6 protein-coding genes and 1 pseudogene are annotated in these 3,410 nt (G+C 59.9%); 1 reads left to right on the plus strand and 6 read right to left on the minus strand.

Going from position 1 to position 3,410, the window contains the following annotated elements; genetic code table 11:
* Nucleotides 1–154 precede the first annotated feature (154 nt).
* Nucleotides 155–517 carry a DUF2493 domain-containing protein gene (locus EA798_RS20395; RefSeq protein WP_122100110.1) on the plus strand — a complete coding sequence of 121 codons (363 nt, stop codon included), beginning with the start codon at nucleotides 155–157 and terminating at the stop codon, nucleotides 515–517.
* Here EA798_RS20395 and EA798_RS20400 read toward each other — a convergent pair.
* The 6 genes and pseudogenes from EA798_RS20400 to EA798_RS20720 all read right to left on the minus strand — a co-directional run.
* Complete coding sequence (locus tag EA798_RS20400; RefSeq protein WP_122100111.1) at nucleotides 514–1,029, minus strand: DUF2514 family protein; 516 nt, start codon at nucleotides 1,027–1,029, stop codon at nucleotides 514–516. The two genes, EA798_RS20395 and EA798_RS20400, sit on opposite strands and share 4 nt — an antisense overlap.
* A complete protein-coding gene (locus EA798_RS20405; RefSeq protein WP_122100112.1) occupies nucleotides 1,026–1,505 on the minus strand; it encodes a hypothetical protein in 480 nt (159 codons plus the stop codon). Before EA798_RS20405 ends, EA798_RS20400 begins: the two co-directional genes overlap by 4 nt.
* Before the next feature lie 57 nt (nucleotides 1,506–1,562).
* Entirely contained in the window at nucleotides 1,563–2,249 is a 687-nt protein-coding gene (locus tag EA798_RS20575; RefSeq protein ID WP_147456794.1) for an HNH endonuclease signature motif containing protein, read from the minus strand.
* A gap of 148 nt (nucleotides 2,250–2,397) precedes the next feature.
* On the minus strand, nucleotides 2,398–2,709 hold the full coding sequence (locus EA798_RS20410) for a hypothetical protein (RefSeq protein WP_122100113.1): 312 nt from the start codon (nucleotides 2,707–2,709) through the stop codon (nucleotides 2,398–2,400).
* A complete protein-coding gene (locus EA798_RS20415) occupies nucleotides 2,706–3,011 on the minus strand; it encodes a hypothetical protein (protein WP_122100114.1) in 306 nt (101 codons plus the stop codon). Before EA798_RS20415 ends, EA798_RS20410 begins: the two co-directional genes overlap by 4 nt.
* Before the next feature lie 12 nt (nucleotides 3,012–3,023).
* Nucleotides 3,024–3,410: pseudogene (locus tag EA798_RS20720) on the minus strand (hypothetical protein); the annotation flags it as partial.

Below are 3,410 nucleotides of genomic sequence, written 5' to 3' on the forward strand. Positions count from 1 at the left end.
ATGATGCAGCAGTAGAGGAACAATCCTGCTGAAAGCTGCATATATTCTGGCTTGCGCGGATCTACTGTCTAAAACTCAACCGCAACATAGCGCCTCTACAGGCCAGTAACAGCGCGGCATGCTGACCTAGTATTAGACAGCCAAGGAGGCCGTTATGCCCGTCCGAATCATCGTCTGCGGAGGCCGCGACTACGCCGACCGCGCCCGCGTTTTCGAAGTGCTCGACAACATACTTCTGACCCGTGGCATCAGCGAGATCATCCAGGGCGAAGCACCCGGGGCAGATCGCTGGGCTCGTGAGTGGGCACTGAACCGCGACGTGAAGCTGACCCGCTGCCGAGCAGAATGGGAGAAGTACGGAAAGCGCGCCGGCCCGGTCAGGAACCGCCACATGCTAACCCTCAAGCCAGACGGCGTCGTAGCATTCCCTGGCGGGCGAGGCACGCTCGATATGATCTCCGCAGCACAGGAGGCCGGAGTCCCGGTCTACCGTCCTAGCCCGTCCGGGCAACTCTAATCCCCCTTCACCGCGTCATACGCTTTCTCGCACGTCGACCCAGCTATTCCTCGCTCGTCGGCGACTCCAGCATAGAGTTGAGCAGCCTCTCCAACCCTGCCGAGCACGTCGGCTCGCACTCGGGCGGCGCCTTCGGCTGCCTGGCTGAGCTGGGCAGTGATGGCATTGCCGGCGTCACGACTGCGCTTTTCAGCTGCTCCGAGGCGCTGCTGCAGGCGCTCAAGAGCACTAACAGCGCGCTCAGCATCAGTACGCGCTGCAGCCAGTTGTTCCTGTGCCTCTGCATCTGCTTTCTCCGTCGCGGCCTGGCGCCGCTGGTTTTCCTGAATGACGTACAGCGCAGCGCGGCGGTCGCGCTCGCTGACTTCGGTTCGGTAGGTGGACAGCTCAACCTGTGCCTTCGAGGCTGCAGACTGCGCCGATAGCACCCGCATCTGTTGCCCGCCAGCCACAACGGCCAGAGCCAGAACCCACCAGGCCCAGCCGGGCACGAACTTCAGCCAGGCGGTCATCGCATCACCTCACGCACAGCCGCGGCGTAACGAGCCGGCCAGCGACCAGGGTGAGGCTTGCCAGGGCGCCAGGTGCGCAGGTACAGATCCCAGCCTCCCGCGGCGTCATGCTCACCCGGCAGCGACTTCGGATCGGTCCATAGCAGCAGCCGGCCGAAGGCGAAAGCCAGCACGTCATCACGCTCAAGAGCAGCCCACACAGCAGCCGGCTCCGGCGCAACACCTCGAGCAGCACACACTCGACGGGCGTGGTCGCGGCTCGAAGGGTGATTCAACACGCCACGCACGCCGCCGCCCTGCTCGAACTGGAGCAGCCCGCGGGCCGGCCCGGTCGGCCACTGGCGGCGTCGCTGCTCGGGATCTTCCTGCTGCGTGATAGCCAGCAGCATGATCTCAGCCTCTCGGCTCGACATCCGCGCAGGCAGCAGCGCGAGAGCGGGCGCTATGGCTCGCTCCCGTATTTCAGAGAGGGTCATGGGAAACTCCAGGCAATAAAAACCCGGCGACTGGCCGGGCTTGAGATTACTGATTAACTACAGAAGGCTCGTCTGTTTGGCGCCTTTCTGTAGATTTTCCTTTGCCCAAACAGGACGAAGGTTGCTAAGGCAGTTTATGACGGCAGGATCGGTAACCCCTTCTGCCAGAAGCTGGGATATCGGGACTATATGATCAATATGCCACTTGCTTCGACTGTCCCATGACATGCCTCCAACAAATTGGCGCTCAATGTGCGCCATCAGCTCGTATCCGCTGTACCCAAGAGAAGACTGGAGCGAAACATCCTTACCTAGCCTGGCCCGCCTCAGCGCGCCCTGATACCTGCTTCTAATTCTTTGTATGCATCTGAATGCAGGATCGGCCGAATATCTTTCACGGAAATACTTTGTGAAATATAAACGCATTTGCTCTCTGTTCTTGGACTTCCAGCTAGCCTTATATGCTGCGCACCTGTCAGGGTTGCTTTTCCTCCACTCTGAAGAATACTCAATATGCCGTTCACGGTTTATCAGCGCATATGTTTTTCGGTAGTCGCTGAAGTACTTGGGGTTGGATGCCCGCTCCCTTGCGCTCTTAAGGCGCCTGCATTCAGCGCATTTGCCGCTACTGACCAAGCGCTTCGCCACATGACCTTGCGCACACGGAACACCAGTAAAAAAGTGCTTTAAGCCTGCTGATCTAGCAGCCTCTTTGGTGATTGGGGATATAATCGACTCAGCCATCGTTGCCTCCTCACAGGTAATCTTGGTTAGAGGCCGCACAGCGTCGCAAGCGCTTTGCGGCCTCGGTCATTTTACCAAATCACTGGATTGATATACAGGTTCAGGCGTAAAAAAGCCCCGACTGGCGGGGCTGCGTGTCGCGTTACAGCTACTGTGGAATGGTCGCCGCGTAGATAAACAGGTCGTCAATCTGCTGCTCGGTTAGCCCAAGCTGCGGACCTAGCGCACCAATCAGCGGCCAGTCGCGCTTAACGTCACGGGCATGACTCCAGTCGATTCGCGCCGACTCGCCTTCTTCGCCGGGCATAGCGGCAATGAGCGCATCAACTTGCGCAAGAATGCCTGAATACAGCATTGCCTGGCGGGCTTGGCGCATAGTGACGATTTGCGGAACGCGAGCCAGTCGCGCCTGTTCCGCTTTCTGCTCGGCAGTAATCATTCCGCTCCAATCGATATTCATGCTTGAACCTCGTCAGTCGGCAGCGCGATAGGCCCGTCTCCGGTCACACGGATCGGCTCAGGGAATGCCACGGCGCGCGATGGGTTCGGGCCGTGCGGCAGGCGCAGGGTAAGGTGCAGCTCACCGTCGATGCGCGAGACAGGACCGACGATCCAGTCGGATGCGATGGCGTCAGCAGGAAGCGTGCCGCCCTCGGGTAGCGATGAGAAATCGAAGGCTTGGCCGTTGAGGGCTAGCACGTCGCCGGAAAGGGTGGGGGCTAGGGTTTCGTCCAGGCGGACGGGTGACAGGGTGATGTGCATGATGTGCTCCTGTTAGTACCAGCGACCATGCGCTTTGACGCTTACAACCCCGGACGACCGGGCGTTAGCCCCTGTGATCAGCATCAGGCGGGTCGACAAATTGCTGGTGGTATGCGTTTTGAGTGACAGACAAGTGGTTGAGCTGGAATCTGACGAGTTACCGGTGACGCGCGGAGTTGATCCAGTCGCAAACCCTGCCGGAAACGTCCATGTCGCATCCGCACTGTTAGATGTAGGCACGTCCGCAGTGCAAATCTGCGTCCCGTCCGCCCACCTGGTGTACTCACCATTGGCATTGATGCCACGCTCGATGATCGCGCCAGTCGGGACGCCGGCGGATTGGGAGACGGTGCCGAGGATGTTGGACGTGCGATATGCGGCGTCGGCGGATGCTTGGGC

The sequence above is a fragment of the Pseudomonas songnenensis genome (assembly GCF_003696315.1).
GTDB classification, from domain to species: Bacteria; Pseudomonadota; Gammaproteobacteria; order Pseudomonadales; family Pseudomonadaceae; genus Stutzerimonas; species Stutzerimonas songnenensis.